28 protein-coding genes are annotated in these 21,454 nt (G+C 69.4%); 14 read left to right on the top strand and 14 right to left on the bottom strand.

Annotated elements, in window-relative coordinates; all coding sequences use genetic code 11:
• Positions 1 to 24: 24 nt before the first annotated feature.
• The 4 genes from EZ313_RS22960 to EZ313_RS22945 all read right to left on the bottom strand — a co-directional run bounded on the left by EZ313_RS22960 (position 25) and on the right by EZ313_RS22945 (position 3,403).
• Positions 25 to 393 (bottom strand): PA2779 family protein, encoded by a 369-nt coding sequence (locus tag EZ313_RS22960; RefSeq protein WP_135265638.1) that lies wholly within the window; start codon positions 391 to 393, stop codon positions 25 to 27.
• A 97-nt stretch (positions 394 to 490) separates the two neighbouring features.
• Positions 491 to 1,462, bottom strand: a complete 972-nt coding sequence (locus EZ313_RS22955) for a Bug family tripartite tricarboxylate transporter substrate binding protein (protein ID WP_205960467.1) — start codon at positions 1,460 to 1,462, stop codon at positions 491 to 493.
• 57 nt (positions 1,463 to 1,519) lie between these two features.
• A complete protein-coding gene (locus EZ313_RS22950) occupies positions 1,520 to 2,902 on the bottom strand; it encodes an FAD-dependent oxidoreductase (RefSeq protein WP_135265636.1) in 1,383 nt (460 codons plus the stop codon).
• Positions 2,903 to 2,959: 57 nt separating this feature from the next.
• Entirely contained in the window at positions 2,960 to 3,403 is a 444-nt protein-coding gene (locus EZ313_RS22945; protein ID WP_135265635.1) for a hemerythrin domain-containing protein, read from the bottom strand.
• Positions 3,404 to 3,539: 136 nt separating this feature from the next.
• Between EZ313_RS22945 and EZ313_RS22940 the strand changes: the two genes are divergently transcribed.
• Together EZ313_RS22940 and EZ313_RS22935 are read left to right on the top strand one after the other, a co-directional pair.
• Positions 3,540 to 3,821 (top strand): KTSC domain-containing protein, encoded by a 282-nt coding sequence (locus EZ313_RS22940; protein ID WP_135265634.1) that lies wholly within the window; start codon positions 3,540 to 3,542, stop codon positions 3,819 to 3,821.
• A gap of 96 nt (positions 3,822 to 3,917) precedes the next feature.
• Entirely contained in the window at positions 3,918 to 4,220 is a 303-nt protein-coding gene (locus tag EZ313_RS22935) for a hypothetical protein (protein WP_135265633.1), read from the top strand.
• Between the two features lie 40 nt (positions 4,221 to 4,260).
• Here EZ313_RS22935 and infA read toward each other — a convergent pair whose 3' ends face one another.
• The 6 genes from infA to EZ313_RS22905 form a co-directional block, all read right to left on the bottom strand.
• Positions 4,261 to 4,521 carry a translation initiation factor IF-1 gene (infA, locus tag EZ313_RS22930; protein ID WP_135265632.1) on the bottom strand — a complete coding sequence of 87 codons (261 nt, stop codon included), beginning with the start codon at positions 4,519 to 4,521 and terminating at the stop codon, positions 4,261 to 4,263.
• Positions 4,522 to 4,645: 124 nt separating this feature from the next.
• Positions 4,646 to 4,942 carry an RNA recognition motif domain-containing protein gene (locus EZ313_RS22925; protein ID WP_135265631.1) on the bottom strand — a complete coding sequence of 99 codons (297 nt, stop codon included), beginning with the start codon at positions 4,940 to 4,942 and terminating at the stop codon, positions 4,646 to 4,648.
• A 225-nt stretch (positions 4,943 to 5,167) separates the two neighbouring features.
• Entirely contained in the window at positions 5,168 to 5,416 is a 249-nt protein-coding gene (locus tag EZ313_RS22920) for a hypothetical protein (RefSeq protein ID WP_135265630.1), read from the bottom strand.
• A 77-nt stretch (positions 5,417 to 5,493) separates the two neighbouring features.
• Entirely contained in the window at positions 5,494 to 6,165 is a 672-nt protein-coding gene (locus EZ313_RS22915; RefSeq protein ID WP_240788755.1) for an SRPBCC family protein, read from the bottom strand.
• Positions 6,166 to 6,379: 214 nt separating this feature from the next.
• Positions 6,380 to 6,586, bottom strand: coding sequence for a hypothetical protein (locus EZ313_RS22910; protein WP_135265629.1), 207 nt, complete (start codon positions 6,584 to 6,586; stop codon positions 6,380 to 6,382).
• Positions 6,587 to 6,700: 114 nt separating this feature from the next.
• Positions 6,701 to 7,549 carry a MipA/OmpV family protein gene (locus EZ313_RS22905; RefSeq protein ID WP_167772709.1) on the bottom strand — a complete coding sequence of 283 codons (849 nt, stop codon included), beginning with the start codon at positions 7,547 to 7,549 and terminating at the stop codon, positions 6,701 to 6,703.
• A gap of 151 nt (positions 7,550 to 7,700) precedes the next feature.
• Between EZ313_RS22905 and EZ313_RS22900 the strand changes: the two genes are divergently transcribed.
• Positions 7,701 to 8,261: a histidine phosphatase family protein gene (locus EZ313_RS22900; RefSeq protein ID WP_135265627.1), complete on the top strand. Its 561-nt coding sequence runs from the start codon at positions 7,701 to 7,703 to the stop codon at positions 8,259 to 8,261.
• A complete protein-coding gene (locus EZ313_RS22895; RefSeq protein WP_135265626.1) occupies positions 8,261 to 9,502 on the top strand; it encodes an MFS transporter in 1,242 nt (413 codons plus the stop codon). Before EZ313_RS22900 ends, EZ313_RS22895 begins: the two co-directional genes overlap by 1 nt.
• A gap of 3 nt (positions 9,503 to 9,505) precedes the next feature.
• On the opposite strand, the gene EZ313_RS22890 is transcribed toward EZ313_RS22895, so the two are convergent.
• Positions 9,506 to 10,768, bottom strand: a complete 1,263-nt coding sequence (locus EZ313_RS22890; RefSeq protein WP_135265625.1) for a phospholipase D-like domain-containing protein — start codon at positions 10,766 to 10,768, stop codon at positions 9,506 to 9,508.
• A gap of 171 nt (positions 10,769 to 10,939) precedes the next feature.
• Positions 10,940 to 11,746 carry a dioxygenase family protein gene (locus EZ313_RS22885; protein ID WP_135265624.1) on the bottom strand — a complete coding sequence of 269 codons (807 nt, stop codon included), beginning with the start codon at positions 11,744 to 11,746 and terminating at the stop codon, positions 10,940 to 10,942.
• Positions 11,747 to 11,943: 197 nt separating this feature from the next.
• Between EZ313_RS22885 and EZ313_RS22880 the strand changes: the two genes are divergently transcribed.
• From EZ313_RS22880 to EZ313_RS22865, 4 genes are all read left to right on the top strand, one after another.
• Entirely contained in the window at positions 11,944 to 12,558 is a 615-nt protein-coding gene (locus EZ313_RS22880) for a DedA family protein (protein WP_167772708.1), read from the top strand.
• Between the two features lie 113 nt (positions 12,559 to 12,671).
• Positions 12,672 to 12,938, top strand: coding sequence for a hypothetical protein (locus EZ313_RS22875; protein ID WP_135265622.1), 267 nt, complete (start codon positions 12,672 to 12,674; stop codon positions 12,936 to 12,938).
• Between the two features lie 195 nt (positions 12,939 to 13,133).
• Positions 13,134 to 13,568 (top strand): helix-turn-helix domain-containing protein, encoded by a 435-nt coding sequence (locus EZ313_RS22870; RefSeq protein ID WP_135265621.1) that lies wholly within the window; start codon positions 13,134 to 13,136, stop codon positions 13,566 to 13,568.
• Between the two features lie 2 nt (positions 13,569 to 13,570).
• Positions 13,571 to 14,164 (top strand): DUF2889 domain-containing protein, encoded by a 594-nt coding sequence (locus EZ313_RS22865; RefSeq protein ID WP_135265620.1) that lies wholly within the window; start codon positions 13,571 to 13,573, stop codon positions 14,162 to 14,164.
• Here EZ313_RS22865 and EZ313_RS22860 read toward each other — a convergent pair.
• Complete coding sequence (locus EZ313_RS22860) at positions 14,133 to 14,792, bottom strand: class I SAM-dependent methyltransferase (protein ID WP_135265619.1); 660 nt, start codon at positions 14,790 to 14,792, stop codon at positions 14,133 to 14,135. The genes EZ313_RS22865 and EZ313_RS22860 overlap by 32 nt on opposite strands.
• A gap of 192 nt (positions 14,793 to 14,984) precedes the next feature.
• Here EZ313_RS22860 and EZ313_RS22855 point away from each other — a divergent pair, with 192 nt between their 5' ends.
• Positions 14,985 to 17,000 carry a penicillin-binding protein 1A gene (locus tag EZ313_RS22855; protein ID WP_135265686.1) on the top strand — a complete coding sequence of 672 codons (2,016 nt, stop codon included), beginning with the start codon at positions 14,985 to 14,987 and terminating at the stop codon, positions 16,998 to 17,000.
• Between the two features lie 72 nt (positions 17,001 to 17,072).
• On the opposite strand, the gene EZ313_RS23520 is transcribed toward EZ313_RS22855, so the two are convergent.
• Positions 17,073 to 18,260, bottom strand: coding sequence for a sialidase family protein (locus EZ313_RS23520; protein ID WP_205960466.1), 1,188 nt, complete (start codon positions 18,258 to 18,260; stop codon positions 17,073 to 17,075).
• 311 nt (positions 18,261 to 18,571) lie between these two features.
• Here EZ313_RS23520 and EZ313_RS22845 point away from each other — a divergent pair, with 311 nt between their 5' ends.
• The 5 genes from EZ313_RS22845 (at position 18,572) to EZ313_RS22825 (ending at position 21,452) form a co-directional block, all read left to right on the top strand.
• Positions 18,572 to 19,405, top strand: a complete 834-nt coding sequence (locus EZ313_RS22845; protein ID WP_135265618.1) for a lysozyme family protein — start codon at positions 18,572 to 18,574, stop codon at positions 19,403 to 19,405.
• A 48-nt stretch (positions 19,406 to 19,453) separates the two neighbouring features.
• On the top strand, positions 19,454 to 19,909 hold the full coding sequence (gene trxC / locus EZ313_RS22840) for a thioredoxin TrxC (protein ID WP_135265617.1): 456 nt from the start codon (positions 19,454 to 19,456) through the stop codon (positions 19,907 to 19,909).
• A 162-nt stretch (positions 19,910 to 20,071) separates the two neighbouring features.
• Positions 20,072 to 20,386, top strand: coding sequence for a PilZ domain-containing protein (locus EZ313_RS22835; protein ID WP_135265616.1), 315 nt, complete (start codon positions 20,072 to 20,074; stop codon positions 20,384 to 20,386).
• 50 nt (positions 20,387 to 20,436) lie between these two features.
• Entirely contained in the window at positions 20,437 to 20,754 is a 318-nt protein-coding gene (locus tag EZ313_RS22830) for a PilZ domain-containing protein (RefSeq protein ID WP_135265615.1), read from the top strand.
• A 41-nt stretch (positions 20,755 to 20,795) separates the two neighbouring features.
• Entirely contained in the window at positions 20,796 to 21,452 is a 657-nt protein-coding gene (locus EZ313_RS22825; protein WP_135265614.1) for a hypothetical protein, read from the top strand.
• The last annotated feature ends 2 nt before the right edge of the window (positions 21,453 to 21,454 follow it).

Raw genomic sequence — 21,454 nt, 5'->3', positions numbered from 1 at the left:
CCGCGCTCAGCGCGGCGCGGCAGGTCAGAGCACGACGACGAGCAGCAGCGCGACCAGCAGGATCAGGATGATGTCGCGGTCGCTGAAGGCGCCACCCGCGGGCATCGCGTCGATGCGCTGCGCCAGGGCGTGAACTTCCTGCGGCGTCATCGCGTCGACGCGCGCGCTGGCGTTCAGGCCGTCGACGCCCAGCGCGCGCAGCTTGTCCTGCAGGGCGGTGGTGTCGAGGAAGTGCTTGACCTTCTCCCGTTCGAGTTCCGCCAGCGTCGCGGGCTGCTGCGAGAGCACGGCCTCGGGCCCCAGCATTTCCGCGCGGGCGAAGGAAGCCTGCAGCGCCAGGATGGCGATCAGGCTCCAGAAGATGCGGCGAACGAGGTTGGACACTGGCTGCATGGTTTGACTCTTCTCAGTGAGGTGGGAACCTGACTATATCGACGCCACTTCCACCCGTGGCCTGCCTTTCGGATGAGCTGCAGGCGGCGCGGTGCGCTCAGTCGACCTTGATGTTGGCCTTGCGGATCACCTCGCCCCAGAGCTGGTAGTCGTCGTTGATCATCTTCTGGAACACCGCCGGCGCGCCGCCGATCTTCTCGGCGCCGAGGCCGGCGAGCCGCTGCTTGAACTCGGGCGCGTCCATCGCCTCGTTGAGCGCCTGGTTCAGCCTGGCAATCACGGCGTCGGGCGTGCCGGTGCGCACGACGATGCCGAACCACGAGTAGAGCTCGAATCCCTTGATGCCCTGTTCGTCCAGCGTGGGCACGTCGGGGAACTGGGGCGAGCGCTTCAGCGCCGTGACGCCCAGCGAACGCAGGCGCCCCGACTTGAGCAGCTGCCCGACCGAGAACTCGATGTCGAAGTGCACCGGCACCTCGCCGGCCACCACGGCCGTGTTGGCCGGCGCCGAGCCACGGTAGGGGATGTGCGTCATGGGCGCGCCGGTCAGCTGCTTGAAACGTTCCGCGCCGAGGTGGGGCATCGTGCCGGAGCCGCCCGAGGCGTAGTTCAGCTTGCCGTCCTGCTGCTTGGCCAGGGCGACCAGGTCCTGGATGCCCTTGGCCTGGAAGCCCGGCGTCACCGCCACCTGGTGCGGGCTGCGGAAGACACCGGCCACCGCGCGGAAGTCCTTCATGGGATCGAAGTTCATCTGCGGGTAGAGCCACTTGCCCGTCGCGATCACGTTGCTGGCCATCAGCAGGGTGTGGCCGTCGGCCGGCTGCCCGAGCACGGCTTCGCTGCCGACGATGGCGCCGGCGCCCGGCCGGTTCTCGACCACGACCGGCTGGCCCAGCACCTTGCCCAGGCCTTCGGCGATCGACCGCGCAGTGGTGTCGGACGGCCCGCCCGCCGGGAAGGGCACCACCAGCCGGATCGGCTTGGAAGGGAAGTCCTGCGCCCATGCGGCGGGCGCGCCGCATGCCGCGCCGAGGGCGAGCAGGGCGGCGACAGCGGTGCGTCGGTTCATGTCTTGCATCGCCGTTCTCCTGGGCTGTTGTTCGAGGTGGTGTTCCGGCGTGTGGTGTCAGGCCGCGCGCGCGACGATGGGCGTGTCGTTCGCCGCGGCCGCCATCGCGTCGTCCGACGACACCAGCGCCTTCTGGTTGCGAAGCACCTGCCGCACCTTCTCGGGCGCCGGCTCCTGCAGGCTCGCCTCGCCGCGCGAGGCCAGCGCGGCATAGACGCCCGCCGCATGGCCGAGGCACATGGCGGTGCCCATGTGGCGTGCGCCGCCGTTGGCCTCTCGCGTGGCGGAGATCGCGCGGCCGGTGACGACCAGGCCCTCCATCTCCTGCGGCAGCTGGCAGGCCAGCGGGATCTCGAAGGGAGCGGGCGGCATCCACAGGTCGACGCCGGTGCCGCCGGCCTCGTGCAGGTCCATCGGGCCGGCGCCGAGCGCCACCGCGTCCGCGAACCGCCGGCCTCCGACGATGTCTTCCGTCGTCAGGGTGTGGCGCCCAACGATGCGCCGCGTCTCCCGGATGCCCACCCGTTCGGCGATGCCGCCCAGCAGCGATCGCTCGAAGCCCGGCACGCGCTCCTGCAGGAAGCTGACGATGGACTTGATCTGCTGGCGGCCGGTCTGCTCGGCGCGCGTCAGGTCGCGCGGGTCCAGCGCATCGATGCCGTGGATGCGGCTCATGAGGCACACCGCGTCCAGCTCGCCCGGCGTGCTGCAGAACGACAGGCTTTCCCACGCGAGCCGGCCTTCCTTGAGGCCTTCCAGTGCGATGGCGCGTTTCTGCTCGCGCGGCATGGCGCGGAAGGTGCGCACGTCCACGTTGGACATGCGGAAGACCAGCGTGCAGGGCTGGCGCTTGTGCTGCAGTTCGGGCTCTTCGCCGACGCACGGCACGCCGGCCGCGGAGGCGACGACCGCGTCGCCGGTCGCATCGACCAGCATGGCCGAGCGCAGCGCGCCGCGGCCGCCGACGTTCTCCACCACCAGGCCTTGCACGCGCCTGCCTTCGACGAGGGCGCGCACGACGCGAGAATGCAGGTACACGTCGACGCCGGCTTCGCTCGCCATCTCGTCGGCGACGATCTTCACCACCTCCGGGTTGAATGGGAAGTTGGTGATGGTCACCGGATTGGCGCTGGCCTCCGCCAGCGTGTAGCGGCGAAAGCCCTCGCTGCCGCCTGCGGCCTGCACGCGCTGCGTGAGTTCGAAGCCGATGCCGCCCACGCAGCGCACGCTGCCGTTGAACAGGCCGATCCACTGCGCCACCATGCCCGACGTGCCGGTGCCGCCCAGGCAACCGGCGCGCTCGACGACCGCAGTGCGGGCGCCGCAGCGCGCAGCCGCGACCGCTGCGATCAGTCCGGAAGCGCCGCCGCCGGCGACGATCACGTCGTACTCGCCGAGCACCGGCGTGGTGAGGGTTTCGGTGATCGCGGGTCGGTCCATGGGGATCCTCCGCCGGCCCGGAGATCCGCCCGGGCCTGCGCTGGTCGCAACTCGCCGTCAGGCCGGGTGGGCCGCCATCAGTTCGGACTTGCGCTGCTCGAGACGGTCGGCCAGCTGGAACAGGTCCAGTCCCTGGGCCTTGCGGGCCTTCGGGAACATCTTCTCCCGTTCGTCGTTGACGTGGTGCAGCACGGCGTCTTCCAGCTCCAGCATCACGCGGTCGTCCGGCTGCGGATTGCCTTCGACCTTCGCGATCAGCTCGCGCGCTTCCTGGTGCTCGCGGTTCGATTCCTGGATGAGGCTCTCGTCGCCGGTGGCCTGCTGGAAGGCCGGATAGAAGATCTCTTCCTCGATCTGCGTATGCACGGTCAGCTCGTGGCAGATCTGCTGGGCGAGCATGCGCTTCTCGTTGGGCTGGTGCGCGGCCTTGAACTGCTGGAACAGCCGGGCCACCTTGTTGTGGTCGTCGTCGAGCAGGGTGCAGGCGTCCTGTTGGGCCATGGGGTTTTCTCCTTGGGTGGGTGACGCGACACCGTATGCCGCGCAGCCGGCGAAAAGGAGTGGAGGCCGTCGCGGCTTGCCGTAATCGCGTGCCTACGTAGACTGTCCCGCATCGAAGACTTGCCTGGAGTGGCCCATGCCTGTCCGCACCTTCAACGCCGGCCGCCTGCGCAAGGCCGACTACGACCCGGCGTCACAACAGCTGGACCTGCACTTCGACAACGGCAACGTGCTGGCCTACAAGCACGTGCCGCAGGAGGTGTTCCGGCGGCTGTGCAGTGCGCCGAATGCGGCGACCTACTGGGAGGACCGGATCGCGGAGGAATATCCGAAGGGGACGCCGCGGTCCGGCCCATCGCAAGGCGGTGGCGGCAAGAGCCTCGGCGACCTGTTCGGTGGGGACGAGCCGGCGCAGTGACTGCTCTGTATCGGCCGGATGCAATTGCTTCGGGTTGAGCGACATGGATACGCCCAGCGCTTCCATGATGGCAGGCACATCTTCGGAGAACCCGATATGAATCTGCTTCGCCTGTGCGCATTCGTCCTGCTGCCCGCGACGCTCGCCGCGTGTGCAGCGCGTCCCGTGGTGGTCACCACGCCGGCTCCGGTCGTGCAGGCGCCGCCGCCGGTGGTGATGGGCGCGCCACCCGCTGCGGGGGCTCCGATCACGCTGGAGATTCCGCCTGGGTACTACCCTGCGCCGGGAACTTGCCGGGTCTGGGTGCCGGGCGTGCCCGCCAGCCAGCAGTCGGCGCCGGCGTCCTGCGCCAGCCTGCAGAACAGCGTGCCCGCAGGCGCTGTGCTGCTGCGGGGTTGAGTCGGGTGCGATTCGCGGTCGGCGCGGACCGCGAGAGGGCTCAGCGGCGCGAGGGCGGCCGCGGGCCGTCGTTCCTGCGCTCGGGCAGGTGCCGGAACATGATCCGGCCTTTGCTCAGGTCGTACGGCGACATCTCGAGCGTGACGTCGTCGCCCGCGATGATGCGGATGCGGTGCTTCTTCATCTTGCCGCCGGTGTAGGCCACGAGTTCATGCCCGTTGGTCAGCACGACGCGGCAGCGCGAGTCAGGAAGGATTTCGGCCACTCGGCCGCGCATTTCGATGAGATCTTCTTTCGCCAATGGATTCCTTTGGCATGCCTAGGCACGCATTCGGTGTTCAAGCAGGGATGGCGCCGCGGCGAACCGCGGCGCCAGGCGAACTGAAGTCGGGCGCACCGGCGCGAAGCCGGCCGCCCTGGCGAGATCAGTAGCCGCGCGAGCCGCCGAAGCCGCCGCTGCGGGGAGCGCGCGGCTCCATCGGGCGCGCTTCGTTGACGACGAGGCCGCGGCCGCCGAGCTGGTGGCCGTTCATGCCTTCGATGGCCGCCTTGGCTTCAGCCGGGTTGGACATCTCGACGAAGCCGAAACCCTTGGAGCGGCCGCTGTCGCGGTCGGTGACGATCTTTGCGCTGCTGACGGCGCCGAACTGGCTGAACGCCTGTTCCATGTCGCTGTCGCTGAAGGTGTAGGGCAGGTTGCCCACGTAGAGTTTGTTGCCCATAAGGACTCCATGAAAAGTGAGGGATCCACGATGGAGCCGGGATGCAATCACAAACTCATGGGGTCGTTCGGGAAGGCGAGGCAGACTGGTCACCGCAGGAAAAAGCGCCTCGAGAGGCGCTCCCGCATTATGAGGCCGTGCGCCTGCAAAAAGACGCGCCCCAACGTAAAGATGGCGAATTGATCCGGCCCGGCCCCGCGCTTTTGCGCGGCCTGCCTGCGTTCCTCAGGAACGCTGCGACGGTTGCGGACGCGCGTCCATCACCTGCGCCCAGCGGCCCCAGGCCGCATCGGTGTCGGCGCGAGCGTCCATCCACGCCTTGAACTCCGGCGTGCCGAGAGCGTCATCCGCCGTGCCGCGCGCCGACGCCGCGGCATGCATGCTGTCGAAGCGAGTCTCGGCCGCAGCTTCCAGGGCCTCGATGCGCAGCGCGGCGGCTTCCACCAGCGCCAGTTCTTCCGTCCAGAAATTCATCGGGCCTCCCGCCAAAGGGCGCGAGTATGGGGCATGGCGAATACCCCTTCGCCGCGACGAGAGGCCGCGCGGTGCGCTCAGTGCTGCGTGACCGTGCCGCGCCAGGCCCCGGTTTCCTGCCCGCGCTCTTCCACCAGCTGCTTGAAGCGCTTCAGGTTGCCCTTGGTGGTGAGCTTGACGCCGCCGAGCGCGTCGCCGACCTTCTCGGCCGCCGTCTCGGGCTGGTAGTCCATCTGCAGCATCACCCGGGTGCGGTTGTCGGCGATCTTGTGGAAAGTGACGACGCCCGCATTCGTCACGCCGTCCGTGCTGCGCCAGGCAATGCGCTCGTCGGGGATCTGCTCGGTGATCTCGGCGTCCCACTCCTTGACCTTGCCGGCCACCACGGCGCGCCAGTGCAGGTGCGTGTCGTCGACCTGCTTGACCTGTTCGACGCTGGTCATGAACCGCGGGAACTGCTCGAACTGCGTCCACTGGTTGTACGCGGTGCTCACCGGCACGTTCAGGTCGATCGATTCCTCGACGGTCGACGCGCCCGACGTGCGTCCGCGCATCTGGTTCGTCAGGAAGACGCCGCCGGCGACGAAGCCCACCGCGGCCAGCGCGATGCTGGCCAGGGGCAGCTCGCGGGCGGACTCGCGCAACTCGATATCGACTTCATCCAGGGGCGAGCGCTCGCGCCTGAGCAGGCGAGCCAGGAGCAGACCACCTGCTACGTACGCGGCGATTCGGGGGAGATTGGCTTGCATGTGTGCTTGTCCTTGGGTTCGCTGGAAAGAGAAGCGCGATGCTGGCAAGCCGCCGCGGCGCGCGTGGCAACAGAGTGCAAAGGCCAACCCGGCCATGCCGGCGGGGGCACGGTCGCGCACCGCCCGGCGCACGGATGGCTGGGCATCCGCAGGTCGCAGCGGCTGCGTCGAGAAAATTACAAGGCGATGCGCAAATCGGGCCGCTCTGCCGGCGTCACTCCAGCGGCGCCGGACGGCTGATGCGGCCCTGCTCGAGGTACGGCGCCAGGCTTTCGGTGCCTTCGCCGCTACGCTGGCCGGCGGGTGGCAATTCGCTGATCTGGCGCCGCCGCAGGCGGGCCAGCAGGCCGCGAACCAGGCCGCTGGGCGGGCGGGCCGGTTCCTGGGATGTGGGCGGCGCGATGGTTCGTTTTTTCTTCACGTTCCGGCTCCCCTCTGTAGCAGGCGATCGCACGAATGGCTCAGCTTCGTTGAGCATCCGGCCGATTTCAACCAACGCATGCAACAGCGGTAACCCAGCCGTAACGCTGCTGAGCTAGTCGACCGCCGGCTCGCTGGAACGCAGCCACGTGTACGACACACCGATGCCGACGGTGCTGCCGGTCGTCTGGCGCACCAGCGGGCTCGACCGGTTGGCGGCGCCCGCGACGGTGTCGATCCGCCCGAAAGCGAAGACGGTCCAGTCGCGGCCGAAGTCGCGCGAGATCGACGCGCCCAGCCGCCACGCGAGCAGGCCGCCATCCGCCTGGTAAGCCGGCCGCGTGGGAGTGGCGAACTGCGGCGCCACCTCGTAGAAGGTGCGTGCAAGGCGCTGGTCGGAGATCACCGCGCTCAGGCTGGTCGCGACGCTCCAGCCGGGTGCGGGCCGCTGCGACCACACGATGCCGGGCTGGAACACGGCGCCCCGGTACTCGAGGCTGTCGCTGAGGTCGAATACGCCTCGCAAGGGCAGATCCAGCCGCCAGCGGCCGCCCTGCGGCGTGCCGCCCAGGTGCCACTTCAATCGCGGGCCGAACTCCACCAGCGTGCCCAGGTTCGGCATGCCGCGCCTCGCCGGGTCCTGGTCGGCATCGGAACCGAAGGCGAACGCCGCGCTGATGTCGAACTCGTAGCGGGGCGTGCGCACCGGCCGCACGCCGACGCCTTCGTTGTCCGCCCGCAGGAAGCGGCCGCGGTACACCAGGAAGGGAAGGGCAATCCCGCGCCGCACCTGCTGGTCGGAGCCGGGATAAGCCTGCTGCCAGGCGCCCACCGCCACGCCGCCGATCTCCCAGAGCGAACGCGGAGACGACGCCTCCTGCGCGTGCGCGACGCCGATGAAGGCCAGGCAGGCAAGTGCGGCGGTGCTTCGAATCGGCGGGTGTCGTGAAGTGGCGAGGTTCATGCGGGAGTGGCTGAGCAAAAAACCGATGTTTCTAGCGCATTTCGCGCGGCAGGGGAGCCCTTGCATGAAAAACGCATCCAGAACGGGCAGGCCCCGACCTGTTCAGCGTGCTCAGGCTGCACGCGCTCGCGGCTCTTGCTATGGTGCGGCCATGCGCCCGCTTGCCCGCCTGCTGTTCGCCACCTGGCTGTGCTTCGTCGCGATGGCCAGCTTGGCCGCGGACGCGTGGACGGAACTCGCCAAACCCGGCGCCATCGTGCTGTTCCGCCACGCCACGGCGCCGGGCGTGGGGGATCCGCAGAACTTCCGGCTCGACGACTGCAGCACGCAGCGCAACCTGAACGAACAGGGCCGCGCCGAGTCGCGCCGCCTCGGCGAGCAGTTCCGGCAGCGAGGCGTCGCAATCGGCGCGGTGCTGTCCTCGCAGTGGTGCCGCACGCGCGAGACGGCGCGGCTGGCCTTCGGCGATCGCGTGCGCGATGAGCCGGCATTCAATTCCTTCTTCGGCCGGGCTGCGGACGATCGCAGCGCGCAGACCGAGCGCGCGCGCCGCATCCTGCGCGAGTGGAAGGGGCCGGGCGTGCTGGTGGTCGTGACGCACCAGGTGAACATCACCGGGCTCACCGATCACGGCGCGATGTCGGCCGAAGGCGTGGTGGTGGAGCCGACGGCGAAAGGCCCGTTCCGCGTCGTGGCCAACCTGCAGCCCTGATGACCGGCGGCCGGTCCGCGTTCGAGGCAAGGTCCGCGCGGCAGGACGCGCAGGCCACGGCCGAGGTCGAGCCGCCGCCACGCATCCTGCCGGTGATCGTGCTCTCGCAGTTCGCCGGCACTTCGCTGTGGTTCGCCGTCAATGCCGTGATGCCGGACCTGCAGGCGGCCTGGGGCCTGCCGGCTGCCGCGGTGGGCACGCTGTCTTCGTCCGTGCAGCTCGGGTTCGTGGCCGGCACGCTGGTGTTCGCGCTAGCGATGGTGGCGGACCGCTTTCCGCCCACCCGGGTCTTCCTCGCTTGTTCGTTGCTGGGCGCCGTCGCCAATGCGGCCATGCTGCTCGCGGCGGGCAGCTTGCCCGTGCTGGTGGCGCTGCGCTTCGTCGTGGGCTTCCTGCTCGCGGGTGTCTACCCCGTGGGCATGAAGATCGCGGCCGCGTGGTTCCGCCAGCGGCTGGGCGCCGTGCTCGGCGTGTTGATCGGCGCACTGGTGCTCGGGACGGCGCTGCCGCACGGCCTGCGCGCGCTCGCCTCCCTTGGCGCGCAAGGGCAGGTGCCCTGGCAGGCGGTGGTGCTGGCCGTATCGGTGCTGGCGACGCTCGGCGGCATCGCGACCGCGCTGCTGGTGCCCGACCGTCCGGCGCCTGCGGGCCCGCGCATCACGCCGCGTGCGCTCGGCGCGATCTGGAGCGATCGCCGCCTGCGCGCCTCGGTGTTCGGCTACTTCGGCCACATGTGGGAGCTCTACGCCTTCATCGTGCTGGTGCCTGCGATCGCCGCGACGCGGATCGCGGACACGGGCTCCATCAGCGCGCTGTCTTTCTGGGCCATCGCCGCCGGCTTCGTCGGATGCGTGGGCGGCGGACTTGTCGTGCGCCGCTGGGGCAGCGCGTGGATCGCGGAAACCCAGCTCGGCACGAGCGCAGCGTGCTGCCTGATCGCGCCGCTGATGCTGGTGGCGCCGTTGCCGCTGTTCGTCGCGTGGCTGCTGCTGTGGGGCGCGACGGTGGCGGGCGACTCGCCGCAGTTCTCCGCGCTGACCGGACAGAACGCGCCGCCGGCGGCCGTGGGCAGCGTCCTGACCTTCACCAACTGCATCGGCTTCGCGATCTCGGTGGTCAGCATCGAGCTGTTCGTCGCCGCGGCCCAGGCTCGGCCGCTGGCGCAGGTGCTGCCCTGGCTCGCGCTCGGCCCGCTCGCGGGCCTCTGGATGATGCGGCCGCTGCTGCGGCGCGGCGCCTGAGCGTCAGAACACCTCGTTGAGCAGGTACACGGCGTTGTCCAGCAGCTTGTGCCCGATGCTGCGCCGCTGCCAGTCCTCGAGCTGGATCTCGTTCGCGCGCGCGGCATAGCGCTCGAACAGCGCATCGAGCTCGCGCGCCAGCGGCGGATGAAGCAGGCCGAGCGTGATCTCGTCGTTGGTGTCGAAGGAGCGGTCGTCGAAGTTCGTCGAGCCCACCGCGCACCACTTGCCGTCGATCGTCATCGCCTTCTGGTGCAGCAGCGTGTGCGGGTACTCGAACAGGCGCACGCCGCACCGCAGCAGCTTCTCGAAGTTGCGGTGGGCCACGTGCTGCACCAGCGGGTTGTCCGTGCCTTCGGTCGAGGGCATCAGCACGCGGACGTCGACCCCGCGCTTGACGGCCTGGCCGAGCGCGTCGATCGCTTCCTCCTCCGGGATGAAATAGGGGTTCTGGATCCAGAGGCGCTCGCGCGCCATGCACAGCACGGCGTGGTGCAGGATCTTCACCGCGGGCGCGGAGTTCTCCGGCTTGGCGGAGGCGGCGTGCATCACCACGTCGCCCGCGGGCTCCAGCGGCGGGAACACATCGTCGCCCACGAACAGCTCGCCGGTCTCGCCGGTCCAGTTCTCGCTGAACGCCGACTGGATGGTGTGCACGATCGGGCCGCGCACGTGCAGGCTCAGGTCCGCGAAGTGCTTGTGGTCCTCGCCGTCGCCCAGCCAGTCATCCGTGACGCAGTGGCCGCCGACGAAGGCCTCGCGGCCGTCGAGCACCACGATCTTGCGGTGGTCGCGGTCGGCCATGACGCCGAGGTTGTAGATGCTCCTGCGATGGAAGAAGTGCAGGTTCACGCCGGCCTCCTTCATCACGCGGCGTTCCTCGTCGCCGAGGAGGCGGCCGCCGGTCGCATCCAGCAGCACCCGCACCCTGAGGCCCGCGCGCGCACGCTCCGCGAGGGCGTGCGACATGCGGCGGCCCAGTTCGCCTTCCTTCCACAGGAACGTCTCGAAATGGACCGTCTCGCGCGCCTGGCCCATGCGCTCGATCAGCACGTCGAAGTAGTGCCCGTTTCGCAGCAGCGTGACTGCGTTGCCCGGGGTCGGCGTGCCGAACGAAATGCCGGCGAGGGACGGCAGCATCTCCTCGATCGCGCCGTCGGTTTCGAGCTTCAGGTGCGGGTTGCGATGGCGCCGCGACGACCAGAGCGCCAGGGCCAGCACGGTCGAGAGGACCGCGAGCGCGATGATCCAGAACGTCGCGCTCACGGCGCGGCTCTCCGGGGCGGGGTGCGTTGGGGCATGCCCGACGATAGGCAAGCCCAGCCTTTGCGTGTGTAAGGCAAGAGCTACATCCGCGCTTCCCCCGGGCGGGCGCGAGCTGCCGTCGCGTTGCGGTGCTCAGCGGGCCCGCAGGCGCTCGACCAGCCGGCCAGCGCGTCAGGCAGGTGCGGCTCCCTGCGGCAGTGCGCCGAACACGTAGGCGTCCATCGCCAGCACCCCGTACGTCATGCCGCCGTCGATGACCTGCACCGGAGCACCGGCAGTGGCGGCGCCGAAGGCGAAGGGCAGCGGCAGGTAGTGGTCGGGCGTGGGATGCGCGCGCTGGGCATGCGGCGCGATGTCGAGGTAGTGCACCAGCGCCTTTTCGTCGTGGCGGCGTACCGCGTCGCGCGCCCAGTCGACGAACTCGTTTGCGTAGGCGCCACCGGCCGCGCCGATGTCCTGGCGGAACTCGTAGAGGTTGTGCGTGATGCTGCCGGAGCCCAGGATGAGCACCCCCTCGTCGGCCAGCGGCGCGAGCGTGCGGCCCAGGCGCACGGCGCCCTCGGCATCGAGGGTACGCGGCATCGACACCTGCAGCACGGGAACATCGGCGCCGGGAAAGAGATGGCGCACCGGCACCCACGCGCCGTGGTCCAGTCCGCGATGCTCGTCGGCGCTGGCGGACCAGCCGTCGGCACGCAGCATTTCGAGCGCGCGGGCGGCCACGTCGGGTGCACCGGGGGCCGGGTACTGGATGCGGTAGAGCTCGGCCGGGAAACCGCCGAAATCGTGGATGGTGTCCGGCGAGGCGGTGGTGGTCACGCGCACGTCGGACGTCATCCAGTGCGGCGAGAACACGAGGATGGCGCGCGGGCGCGGCAATTGTTCGCCCAGGCGGCGCAGCAGCGGGCCGGCCAGGTGCGGCTCGATCGCGAACGTCGGCGCGCCGTGCGAGACGAAGAGGGTGGGCATGCGGGCCATGGTGGAGTTTCCTTTGTGAATGCGGCGGTCGGCTGGTGCCGTCCCATGGGTCTGAATGTAGGTACGCTAGCGGCGGAAATGAAGGCGCAAGAACGGGATGGATTGTTCCGGCAACTGAAACGATCGATCGCTTCGACGTGCGCGGCGCCAAGTGAGGATCGGCCCGCCCGGGCCGGGTGATCGCAAACATGGGCTTCATGGAATCGATGCTGGCCATGCTGCAGACCCTTCAGGGCTGGCCGGCTTACCTGCTGCTGTTCGGATTGCTGCTGGGCAGCGGGTTCGGCCTGCCGGTGAACGAAGACATCCTGCTGCTGGTGGCGGCCGCGCTGACGCTGCGCGGCGTGATGGAGCCGGTGCCGCTGGTCGCGGTGGCGTGGTGCGGCGTTCTGTGCGCCGACGGGCTGATCTTCCACTGGGGACGCCGCTTCGGCACGCAGTTGCTGCGCCACAAACTCGCGTCTCGGGCGCTGCCCGCCGCGCGCCTGCAGTCCATGGAGCGCGCGGTGCAGCGCTGGGGGCCGGGCTTCATCTTCGTGGTGCGCTTCGTCCCGGGGCTGCGCACGGCGCTGTTGTTCGCGGCCGGTTCGATGAAGATCCCCTACCGCCACCTGTTCGTGTTCGACGGGGCCGCGGCGGTGGTCGAACTGCCGCTGCTGGTCTGGGGCGTGCGCTACGTCGGCGGGCGCTGGGAGGAGATCGTGGCGGCGCTGCAGCATTGGCAAGGCTGGCTGCTGCCGGCGCTTGCGGCGGCGGTGATCGCTGCCGCGGCGGCCGTGTGGTGGCGGCGGCGCTCGCGCAGCCCGCGTTGAACCAATGATTTCCAAGTGGGGAAAACCATCGCCCGGCTGTCATCGAAATCACGTTTGCGACTGCCCAGTCGCGGCCTACCATCGAACGCCGCCGAACCGGGATGGAGGCCGGAATGCAATCGCCGCAAAGTGGTCAGTCGCTACTGAACCTGTCGCAGCTCGAGACGCAACTGCTGCGGCAGTTGGTGCTCGTGCAGGGCCGTGACGCGACCGGCTTCGCCGCGTCGGTGCTGCCGGACGGCTGCTGCATCTCGGTTCGCTCGCCGGCCGCCGCGGCCTTCTATCCGCTGGAAGGCTGGACCAGCCGGTTCCTTCGCCACCTGCACCACGGCTACTTCGATCCCAAGGCGGTGACCCGGCCGGTGCGGCCGGCCAACTAAGGCGCCCGGCGCGGCTTTCTTGCGTAGCCGATGCTCTAAAAGGATGTATCGAACCAGCTTCCTGCCCCGGTTTGCGTAGTGCAAAGTTCCAGGAATGCGCCCACCGCTAAGATGCGGTCCCAGGGAGCGGAACAGCCCGCAGCGAAAAAACGGCTCGAGACCGTGGTGCGCGGACAACCGAGGTATAGGAACCAAATGCCCAATATCGGCACCGTCCTCAAGCAGGAAATCGCCCGCATCGCGCGCAAGGAACAGCGCGGCGAGCTGCAGCAGCTGAAGAAATCCGTGGCGCAGTACCGGGGCCAGATCGCCCAGCTCAAGCGCCGCCTGCAGGCGCTGGAGCAGCAGGTTCGCCGGCAGGCGCGCGGCGGCGGCCGTTCGGCGGCGCCGGCGCAGGCGCGTGAGGACGACGAGGGGCCGCAGCTGCGGTTTTCCGCGAAGGGCCTGGCGGCGCAGCGCAAGCGCCTCGGTCTGTCCGCCGCTTCCGTTGCCAAGATCCTCGGCGTCTCGGCGCTGTCCGTCTACAAGTGGGAAAGCGGCAAGACGCGCCCGCGCGCGCGGCAGCTCGAAGCCATCTCCGCCCTGCGCAAGATGGGCAAGCGCGAGGCCATGGCCCGGCTCGCCGCCTGAGCATGCCCCTGCCCGAGCCTGCCGCGCGGCGGCACCTGCACACCCGGTCCGTGACTTACCACGGGTTCCTGCGCGAAGACGGCCTGTGGGACATCGAAGGCGAGCTTGCGGACGTCAAGACCTATTCGTTCGATCGCTCGGACGGCCGCGAAATGCCGCCGGGCTCGCCCATCCACCACATGCGCATCCGCCTCACGGTCGACGAGGACATGGTGATCCGGGCGATCGCAGTCTCGATGGACAGCACGCCGTTCGGTGAATGCCAGCAGGGCAAGGACCCGATGCAGCAGATGGTCGGCGTGCGGCTCGGCCCGGGATGGCGCCAGGCGATCGAGAAGGCGCTGGGCGGCGTGCGCGGCTGCACGCACCTGCGCGAGCTGCTCTTCAACATGGCCACGGCCGCCTACCAGACTGTGTTCCCGTGGCGCGAGCGCGAGCGGCGCGAAGCGGGCATCGGGCCGCAGCACAACACCGAGCCGCCCTACCACCTGGGCCGCTGCATCGCGTGGGACACGACGGGGGCCGTGACGCTGCGCTATTACCCGCAGTTCTTCGGCCGGCCGCTCAGGCGGCCTGCGAAGGATCGCCCGGCTTGACCCAGGTGAACACCCGCACCGGCGGGATGTTCACGACCTCCCAGCGCTTGTCGGGCGCGCCGAGGTACCGGGAGGCATAGTCCGCCACATGCGCGCGCACCTGATAGGCGACGAAACGGCCGCCCGGCCGCAGCACCTGCGCGATGACGGCGGCGATGCGGTCGGACACTTCCGGCGGCATCGTCGAGAACGGGATGCCCGACACGATCGCGTCGGGAGCGGGCAGCCGCCGCGCCGCGAGGAAATCCGCCAGGCGTTCGGCGCTGCCCAGTTCCAGCAGCAGGCGGGGATCGTCCAGTTGCTGCTGCAGGTGCTGGTGGAAATTCGGATCGAGCTCCACCGCCAGCAGCCGCGCGGTGGCCGGCATGGCCTGCAGCATGGCTGCCGTGGTGCCGCCGGTGCCGGGGCCGAGTTCGACCACGGTGCGCGCCTGCGCGATCGCGGCGCTGCGGACCAGCCGCTGCTCGAGGCGGTGCGAGCTCGGCACGACCGAGCCGACTTGGGCCGGGTGGCGCAGGAATCCTCGCAGGAATTCGAGTCGGTCTCGCAGGGGGCCGGAAGAGAGGGAACCGGCCGGCAGGACGTTCTCGCCGGCACCCGGGCCGGCGCGGGGATCTTGGAGCGCCATGTGGAATGTTGGGGTTGTTGTGGGTGAACGGCGATTCTGGTGGGCGGGCGCACGGATGCGTGTCGGACGAGGTCGACAAGGCTGTCCATCGCTCGAGCGCGGCAGTCAAGCGGCGATGCAACCGAATCGGCGGGGGAGCGGTCCTACAGCCGCGGACAAGAGTAGGAAACTAGATCGATGACGAACCCAGCCATGGCGCGCCTGCTGGACGCGGTGCGGGCGCGGTGGGCGCGAACGCGCGATGCGGTGCGCCGCCACCCCTGGCGCACGGCGCTTTTCCTGCCCGGCCTCGTGCTGCTGTACGTGCTCGCGCTGGTGCCTTTCACGCCGGGCATCGGCAACCTGCGCAAGGCCAAGGTGGAGGCGCCTGCGGTCCTGATGTCGGCCGACAACGTGGTGCTGGCCAGCTACAAGCGCGTCAACCGCGAATGGGTGCCGCTGGACAAGGTGGCGCCGGCCGTGGTGCACGGCCTCATCGCGACGGAAGACCACCGTTTCTGGGAGCACCACGGCATCGACTGGTACCGCACCGCGGCCTCGGCGTGGCACACGCTGCAGGGCCGCCGGCAGGGCGGCTCCACGCTCACGCAGCAGCTGGCGCGCAATCTCTACCCCGAGGAGATCGGCCGCTCGCCCACCGTGCACCGCAAGGTGAAGGAGGCGATCACGGCCCTGAAGATCGAGGTGGTCTACAGCAAGAAGGAGATCCTGGAGACCTACCTCAACACGGTGCCCTTCCTCTACAACGCGTTCGGCATCGAGATGGCCGCGCGCACGTACTTCGACAAGTCCGCCAGCGAGCTGGACCTGCTGGAGAGCGCCACGCTCATCGGAATGCTCAAGGGCACGAGCTACTACAACCCGGTGATCAACCCGGAGCGTGCGCGCCAGCGCCGCAACGTGGTGCTGTCGCAGATGGCCAAGCGCGGGTTGCTGCCGGAAGAGCGCGCGCAGGAGCTGGCGAAGCGGCCTTTGAAGATCGACTTCGAGCGGCAGCAGGAGCCGCTGGGCCCCGCCCCGCACGTCGCCCAGCACGTGCGCAAGTGGCTCATCGCCTGGGCCGACCGCAACGGCTACGACATCCATTCCGACGGCCTGGTGGTGCGCAGCACGATCCACACGCGGCTGCAGCGCGCCGCGAACGAATCCGTGACCCGGCAGTTGACGCAATTGCAGCCCCTGGCCGACCGCCGGCGCAAGCCGGGCCAGGAGCGGGAGCTCCTGCAGGCCGGCTTCCTCGCGCTGGACCCGCGCAACGGCCATGTGCTCGCCTGGGTGGGCAGCAGCGACTTCACGCGCGACCAGTTCGACCACGTCAGCCAGGCGCGGCGGCAGCCCGGCTCGACCTTCAAGCCTTTCGTGTATGCGGCCGCCTTCATGGATGGCTTCGGCCCCAACGACACCTTCGTCGACCAGCCCGTCACGCTGCGCGGACCCGACGGCGAGACCTGGAGCCCGCGCGACACGACACCGCCCACCAACAGGCCGTGGACGCTGCGCGAAGCGCTGACCCACTCGCGCAACTCGATCACGGCGCAGCTCATGGGGCGCGTCGGTCCGCAGAAGGTCGCGCGGCTGGCGCAGAGCATGGGCGTGCGCGAGAGCCGGCTCGATGTGGTGCCTTCGCTCGCGCTGGGCACCAGCCCGGTCACGCTGCGTGAAATGGTGTCCGCCTACGGCACCCTGGCCAACAACGGCCGCTGGATGGAGCCGCTGCTGGTGCTTCGCATCGAGGACGCTTCCGGCAAGGTGCTGGATGCGTTCGTCCCGCCGAAGTCCGCTGAAGCAATGCCCAAGTCGAAGGCGCTCGCGCTCGTCAACGTGATGCGCGGCGTGGTGGACGAGGGCACCGGCACGGCGATCCGCAGCCGCTACGGCATCCAGGCCGACGTGGCGGGCAAGACCGGCACCACGCAGGACAACGCGGACGGCTGGTTCATCCTGATGCACCCGCACATGGTGGCCGGCGCGTGGGTCGGGTTCAACGACCAGTCGATCACCATGCCCGACAGCTGGGGCCCGGGCGCGCGCAGCGCGCTGCCCATCGTCGGGGACTTCTTCCAGCAGTCCGTGCGCAACCGCTGGGTGGACACGGGCGCCGAATGGGACATCCCGCGGCCGCGGCCCAAGCCCAAGGAGCGCGAGCGTGATCCGCTGGAGCAGCTGGTCAACGACGTGATCGACCGGCTGATCAAGATCCTGCAGTGACGAAAAAAAGCCGGGCCTTGCGGCCCGGCTCGTCTCCCTCCCTGCAGGGTGACAGCGTTGTTGCTCTGTTGATTACGGACGGCTGCCCGTCGACAGGTAGATCTGGCCCTTGCTGTTGTCCAGGAAGCGGCCGGCGGCAACGGCCATCCGGGTGCCGGCGGCGTCCATGGTGACGGCGCGCCAGTCGGTTTCGGTCGCACCGGTGATCGCCAGAGGGGCGAAGGTCGCGCCGCCGTCGGTGGACAACAGCACCTGGCCCGTGCCCGCGCCCACGTTGTTGTTGGACACCGTGGCCGCGATCAGGCCGCCGTCGGCCGACATGGCGATGGACGAATAGTCGGCCACCAGGGCGTTCGCAAGGGTGAAGGTCGCACCGCGGTCCTTGGACACATAGATGCCGGCACCCGACGCACCGCCGAACTGGTTGGCGGCCATCGCGATGGTGTTGCCGTCGCCGGAGACCTTCACGCGGTACCAGTTCTGGGTCTGCGAAACATCCGCTCCGCCGACGGTGACCGGCAGCGCGGCCCAGGTCGTGCCCCCATTGGTCGAGATCAGCGTCACCGGGTCCTGGCCCACGGCCACCATCACGCTGCCATCGGCCGAGCTGTCGACCGAGCGCAAGTCGGCCGCGGCCGGGACGCCGGTCGTCGCGACCGGCGTGACTGTGCCGTCGGCGGCCACGTCCCCGACGAAGAACACGCCGTCCATGCCGACTGCAACGATGCGGCTGCCGTTCTGCGTGATCGTCACGGACTCGTACGACACGCCGCTCGGCGCGGCCGCAACCGGCGTGAAGGTCGTGCCACGGTCGTTGGAGATGACCATGCCACCGCCGAACTGCACAGCCACGATGCGCTGGCCGTCGCCCGACACGTCGGACGCGATCCAGGTCGCGGGGCCGGCGCCGGTGTTCTCCACCCAGGTCTGCCCGCCATCGGTCGAGATGGACAGGAAACTGAGCGGTGCTTCGGTGGCGCTGATGCCGGCCTGGCCCGCGACCATCACCTGGCCGTCATCGCTCGAGGACAGCGAGTGCCACACATCCGATGCACCGGTAGCGGCGAAGCTGGTGCCCAGCGCGGGTGCCGGCGCCGGCGCGGGAGCCGGGCCGGGGGCGGGGGCGGGTGCGCCGCCGGCCGCCGGGGGGTTCGCGGGAGCAGGCGCCGGATCACCGCCACCACCTCCTCCGCATGCAGTGAGCCACAGCGCGGCAACGGTTGCCGTCACGTAGACCCGGGTCTTTCTATTTGCTCCCATGAACATTTGGTGCCTCCAAGTTGCGGTTGATGACGCGAGCGATACACGTCGCAACGGATGGTCGGTTCTCCCATGCACAGCCGTGTTTCCCGTTTGGCTCAGGTGTTTGTAGGAGAACGCCGTTGCGGAAACTCAGCCGATTGCAAGCTGTGTCAATGCATGGCCCGACTGAGCCATTGCACGTCGAAAAGCTGAGGCAAGTGCGTGCTCGCGGAGTTCCTCACGCGCATCGCCGGCAAGTTGAAACAGAGGTCGAAGTCGGGCCACGGATTGCGCGCGTGGTGCTGTGATGGCGGCGGAGCAGACAACGCATGAGGCCCAGCACCGCCCTGTTCTTCACCACCGGCGCATTGCTGGTGCTGGTGCTCGAGGGGCTGGCGCTCGCTAGCTGGCAGGGATGGATCCCGCGCCGGCACGCCGCGCATGTGCCGCACATGAAGGCCCCGCCGCAAGCGCAGGCGGCAGCGATCGACGTCGCCGAGCAGATCGCGGAACCGGACGTCCCCGAGCGGCCCGTCGATGCGTACTACCGCGAGCTGCGCTCGCAGGTTCGATGGGTGCCGACGCGTTTGGGCAACGAGGTGCTGTTCACGCCGGACATGCGCTCGCGCATGCTGCTCGCGAAGTCGGCGGCGAAACACGCGCGCCTGGATGAAGTCGGCCTCGGCTTCGCGGACGTGTACGGGATCATCAACGCCGAATCGTCCTGGGTACCTCGCGACGGCATCAGCCGTGACGGGACGCCCAACCTCGGCATTGCGCAATTCGAGCCGGCCACCGCCGCTGCGCTGGGCGTTCGCGATCCGCACGACGTGGTCGAGGCGGTGCATGCGGCGGCCGAGCACATGCGCGAGGCGGCCGCGTGGAGCGCGGCTCGCCTGTCGACCCTCAAGCTGAGCAAATCCGAACGTGCGGCGCGGTTGCGCGACGGCGTCTCGATCTACTACAACCTCTCGAGCCGCGGGCGCACGCTCTGGGACGGGCGGGACATTTCGCGATTGCCGGCCGCGACGCAATCGCACATCCGCAATGCGCGGCTGGGTGCGCAGGAGGCAGCGTGGCTGGAAGCGCAGGGCAAGGTTGTCCAAGCGCGGCGGGGCCGCTCGCGCAGCGAGGCCCTCGTCACCGCCGAGGCTGCCCCTTGACCGCCCGCCCAGCTTGCGATCCGCCGCCACAACGCCAACCATCCCGTCATGAGCGAGCCGCTACACGTCGTCTGTCCTTCATGCCGCACCACCAACCGGGTGCAAAGCGCCCAGCTCGGCAGCGATCCGAGCTGTGGCCGGTGCAAGCAGCCGCTGTTCCAGGGCAAACCGGTCTCTCTTGACGAAGCGGGGTTCGACAAGCAGGTCGCGCGCAGCGAACTCCCGGTGCTGGTGGATTTCTGGGCGCCTTGGTGCGGACCCTGCCGCGCGATGGCGCCGGCGTACGAGCAGGCGGCGCGCCAGCTGGAGCCGCACGTGCGCGTCGCCAAGGTCAACACGGAGGAGGCGCAGGCACTGGGCGCGCGGTTGGACATCCGCAGCATTCCGACGCTCGCGCTCTTCATGGGCGGCCGCGAGATCGCGCGCCAGCCCGGCGCGCTCACGCGGCCCGAGGACATCGTCCGCTGGGCGCGTGCCCAGCTCGCCGCCCACGCACCCGCCTGATCGCCGGCCGCGGTCGCGTTCGACGCACCCTGTAGCGCAACCCGCCGCCGCGTTGCGATTCCCGACAGGCTGTTACGTTCCTCTCCTACAAAGTCAAAAGACGAGCGCCGCCTACCCTTGGGCTTGAAAGCGCCGGATGGCGCAACAAAGGGGAGACGAGGAATGCAGGACGCACAGCTGAGGCAGAGATCCGCCGAGCGCTTCGGGCTGGCGCTGCCCATCACGATGGAAGGCGAGGAGTGTTCCTCGCACGACATCAGCGCCACTGGCGTCCTGATCGAATCGTCCGCGGCGCCGCCGCTGGGGTCCCAGGTCTCGCTGATGCTCCAGTACCGCGCCCATGGACAGGATTTCAGCCTGGGCTGCACGGGCGAGGTGGTGCGCGTCGAGAAGCACGGCGACAACTACAACATCGCGGTTCGGCTGGCCGAGCCGCTGTTCCAGGATGCCGTGCCGCAGGAAGGCGGCACCGGCTGACCGGCACGCCTGCGAAACCAAAGGCATTGCGAGAGCGAGGGAGAGCAAGGATGGCGATGGTCGAACCCAGGGTGGTCGTGCCGCTGCGGCGGCGCCAGGAAAAACGCGGCGCGGAGCGCTTCGAGATGGAACTGCCGCTGACGGTGGGCAACGCCGGAGCCGGCACCACCCGCGACCTGAGCGTCAGCGGCCTGTCGTTCACCTCGCGGCAGCCCTACGTCGTGGGCGAGGAGATCGACGTCACCGTCGAATACCTGTTGGATGGGCACAACTTCCCGTTGCGATGCCGCGCCACGGTGGTGCGCTGCGACGCGTCCCCCGGCGGTTTCACCATCGGCGCGAAGCTGAACACCGCATTCGTCGAGTAGCGGCGGCTTCCCTTGCGGGCCCGGCGCGTGATAATGCGCGCATGGGCCTGCTCAACAAGATCTTCCGGGATCAGAAGGGCGACGGGGCTTCCCTGCCGCCGTCGGCCACGCGCTTCCAGGACAGCGACAGCCAGGGCGACGACGAAAAGGCCGCCGCACGCTCGGCCGTCCGCCGCGAGCTGGTGCAGGTCACGTTGCGCGAAACCATGCGCCGCCACGCGGTTCCTTCCGACTGGATGGAACTGCGAATGCTTCCGGTGGTCACGCGCAAGGGCAAGCACGGCATGCACGTGCAGCTGATCGTCAAGCAGGGGCAGGGCAGCCTGCTGACCTACATCCCGGCCTTCCAGAGCAGCTTCATGGCGGAGATCGAGAAGTTCGAACCGCGCGCCTGGGACTGGCTGCTCAGCATCTCCTGGCAGTTCGCCGGCATCACCTCCACCAGCGCCGGCGACGATCCCGGCAAGCCGGAGTGGCGCATGGGCAACACCGCCGCTGCGCCGGCCGCCGCGGCCGCCCCCGCTGCGGAGAAGCCCGAGGTCGAGGCGGTGCTCGAGGACGACGACGTCGCCCAGGATCTCAAGGCGCTTTTCGCGATCCGCGACGCCGCGCTCAAGCAGCCGGCCGAAAGCGAGCACCCGGACTTCGAGCCCACGCGGCCCAGCTTCGACAATTCCGGTGGCGGTCCCGGGCGCTGAGG

It is taken from the genome of Ramlibacter henchirensis, from assembly GCF_004682015.1.
In the GTDB taxonomy this organism is placed as follows: domain Bacteria; phylum Pseudomonadota; class Gammaproteobacteria; order Burkholderiales; family Burkholderiaceae_C; genus Ramlibacter; species Ramlibacter henchirensis.
This window is presented reverse-complemented; position numbering and strand designations above follow the sequence as displayed.

Excerpts from the sequence above, each read along its gene's own strand:
- EZ313_RS22960 (WP_135265638.1), bottom strand. The coding sequence starts at position 393 with ATGCAGCCAGTGTCCAACCTCGTTCGCCGCATCTTCTGGAGCCTGATC.
- EZ313_RS22955 (WP_205960467.1), bottom strand. The coding sequence starts at position 1,462 with ATGAACCGACGCACCGCTGTCGCCGCCCTGCTCGCCCTCGGCGCGGCA.
- EZ313_RS22950 (WP_135265636.1), bottom strand. The coding sequence starts at position 2,902 with ATGGACCGACCCGCGATCACCGAAACCCTCACCACGCCGGTGCTCGGC.
- EZ313_RS22945 (WP_135265635.1), bottom strand. The coding sequence starts at position 3,403 with ATGGCCCAACAGGACGCCTGCACCCTGCTCGACGACGACCACAACAAG.
- EZ313_RS22940 (WP_135265634.1), top strand. The coding sequence starts at position 3,540 with ATGCCTGTCCGCACCTTCAACGCCGGCCGCCTGCGCAAGGCCGACTAC.
- EZ313_RS22935 (WP_135265633.1), top strand. The coding sequence starts at position 3,918 with ATGAATCTGCTTCGCCTGTGCGCATTCGTCCTGCTGCCCGCGACGCTC.
- EZ313_RS22925 (WP_135265631.1), bottom strand. The coding sequence starts at position 4,942 with ATGGGCAACAAACTCTACGTGGGCAACCTGCCCTACACCTTCAGCGAC.
- EZ313_RS22920 (WP_135265630.1), bottom strand. The coding sequence starts at position 5,416 with ATGAATTTCTGGACGGAAGAACTGGCGCTGGTGGAAGCCGCCGCGCTG.
- EZ313_RS22915 (WP_240788755.1), bottom strand. The coding sequence starts at position 6,165 with ATGCAAGCCAATCTCCCCCGAATCGCCGCGTACGTAGCAGGTGGTCTG.
- EZ313_RS22905 (WP_167772709.1), bottom strand. The coding sequence starts at position 7,549 with ATGAACCTCGCCACTTCACGACACCCGCCGATTCGAAGCACCGCCGCA.
- EZ313_RS22900 (WP_135265627.1), top strand. The coding sequence starts at position 7,701 with ATGCGCCCGCTTGCCCGCCTGCTGTTCGCCACCTGGCTGTGCTTCGTC.
- EZ313_RS22895 (WP_135265626.1), top strand. The coding sequence starts at position 8,261 with ATGACCGGCGGCCGGTCCGCGTTCGAGGCAAGGTCCGCGCGGCAGGAC.
- EZ313_RS22885 (WP_135265624.1), bottom strand. The coding sequence starts at position 11,746 with ATGGCCCGCATGCCCACCCTCTTCGTCTCGCACGGCGCGCCGACGTTC.
- EZ313_RS22880 (WP_167772708.1), top strand. The coding sequence starts at position 11,944 with ATGGAATCGATGCTGGCCATGCTGCAGACCCTTCAGGGCTGGCCGGCT.
- EZ313_RS22875 (WP_135265622.1), top strand. The coding sequence starts at position 12,672 with ATGCAATCGCCGCAAAGTGGTCAGTCGCTACTGAACCTGTCGCAGCTC.
- EZ313_RS22870 (WP_135265621.1), top strand. The coding sequence starts at position 13,134 with ATGCCCAATATCGGCACCGTCCTCAAGCAGGAAATCGCCCGCATCGCG.
- EZ313_RS22865 (WP_135265620.1), top strand. The coding sequence starts at position 13,571 with ATGCCCCTGCCCGAGCCTGCCGCGCGGCGGCACCTGCACACCCGGTCC.
- EZ313_RS22860 (WP_135265619.1), bottom strand. The coding sequence starts at position 14,792 with ATGGCGCTCCAAGATCCCCGCGCCGGCCCGGGTGCCGGCGAGAACGTC.
- EZ313_RS22855 (WP_135265686.1), top strand. The coding sequence starts at position 14,985 with ATGGCGCGCCTGCTGGACGCGGTGCGGGCGCGGTGGGCGCGAACGCGC.
- EZ313_RS23520 (WP_205960466.1), bottom strand. The coding sequence starts at position 18,260 with ATGGGAGCAAATAGAAAGACCCGGGTCTACGTGACGGCAACCGTTGCC.
- EZ313_RS22845 (WP_135265618.1), top strand. The coding sequence starts at position 18,572 with ATGAGGCCCAGCACCGCCCTGTTCTTCACCACCGGCGCATTGCTGGTG.
- trxC (WP_135265617.1), top strand. The coding sequence starts at position 19,454 with ATGAGCGAGCCGCTACACGTCGTCTGTCCTTCATGCCGCACCACCAAC.
- EZ313_RS22835 (WP_135265616.1), top strand. The coding sequence starts at position 20,072 with ATGCAGGACGCACAGCTGAGGCAGAGATCCGCCGAGCGCTTCGGGCTG.
- EZ313_RS22830 (WP_135265615.1), top strand. The coding sequence starts at position 20,437 with ATGGCGATGGTCGAACCCAGGGTGGTCGTGCCGCTGCGGCGGCGCCAG.
- EZ313_RS22825 (WP_135265614.1), top strand. The coding sequence starts at position 20,796 with ATGGGCCTGCTCAACAAGATCTTCCGGGATCAGAAGGGCGACGGGGCT.